Origin of the sequence: Vibrio sp. YT-17 (genome assembly GCF_033337375.1) — a bacterium.
GTDB classification, from domain to species: Bacteria; Pseudomonadota; Gammaproteobacteria; order Enterobacterales; family Vibrionaceae; genus Vibrio; species Vibrio alginolyticus.
On record NZ_JAWOQP010000110.1, the window covers coordinates 1 to 1283 of the forward strand.

General features: G+C 46.9%; 1 protein-coding gene and 1 pseudogene. Both read left to right on the forward strand.

Annotated elements, in window-relative coordinates:
* A pseudogene (locus R7F67_RS24240) lies at positions 1–655 on the forward strand (glutamate--cysteine ligase); the annotation flags it as partial.
* Positions 656–679: 24 nt separating this feature from the next.
* A partial coding sequence (locus R7F67_RS24245; RefSeq protein WP_015297256.1) for a hypothetical protein occupies positions 680–1283 on the forward strand: 604 nt, incomplete at its 3' end.

The following is a 1283-nucleotide window of genomic DNA, read 5'->3' on the forward strand; positions in this document are numbered from 1 at the left end:
CGTAGCGAAAAGTGGTGAGAAGCCATCAGATGCATTGAATCGCGCGGGCGTGGAATACATTGAAGTGCGCTCATTAGATGTGAACCCATTCAGTGCCGTTGGTGTTAGCGAAGAGCAAGTTCGTTTCTTAGATCTTTTCCTAACGTGGGCGGCGTTGTCAGATTCTGACCCAATGGATAACTGCGAACTAGAATGCTGGCGTGACAACTGGAACAAAGTGATCATCTCTGGTCGTGAAAAAGGTTTGATGCTGCAAATCGGTTGCCAAGGTGAACGCTTATCTTTGCAAGATTGGGCGAAGCGAGTATTCGTTGAGTTGCGCCAAATTGCAGTAGAGATGGATTCTGCGGCTGGTGGCGACGCTTACCAAGCTGTATGTGACAAGCTAGAAGCATGGATTGATAACCCTGAACTGACGATTTCTGGTCAATTGCTTGAGCTAACCAAAGAACTTGGTGGACTTGGCAAAGTAGGTTGTGCTCTTGGCATGAAGTTCCGTGAAGAAAAACTGGCTCACGGTTACCAACATTACTCGCAAGATATAATGGAAACGGAAGTGGCTTCTTCAGTTGAGAAACAGCGACAAGCGGAAGAAAGCGATACGTTATCTTTTGACGAGTTTCTGGAAAACTACTTCGCTTATCTAAAACAATGATCAATAAGTAAGGATTGGGTGGGATTGAACATTAAGCCGTTGGTTGTATCGGTGCTAGGAAGTGTGTTGCTTGCGGGATGTGCGACAGCGCCACCAAAACAGCAAGATAACCTATGTGAGATATTCCGAGAAAAATCTGGTTGGTATGATGATGCGAAAGATATGGAAAAAGAGTGGGGAACGCCCATTCATGTTGCCATGGCCATCATCAAGCAGGAAAGCAGCTTCCGCCATGATGCCAAACCACCCAAAGATTACGTATTGGGTTTCATCCCTTGGGGACGCGTAAGCAGTGCGTATGGCTATGCTCAGGCTCAAGATCCAGCTTGGGATGACTTCCAAGATTCCACCGGACAAGGTGGTTCGCGCACCAATTTTGATGATTCGATAATGTTTGTTGGGTGGTATACCCACGAGACTCGTCGCCAGTTAGGCATTTCATTGTGGGACCCTTATAACCAGTATCTGGCCTATCATGAAGGGCGAGGCGGTTATAAACGTGGAACTTACAAAAGAAAGCCTAGTTTGATGAAAGTGGCTCGGCGCGTTGAGCAAACCGCAAAGACTTATGGCTGGCAGCTGAAGCAATGTCGTCAGGAATTGGAAGACAACAGCAGCTGGTTCTTTT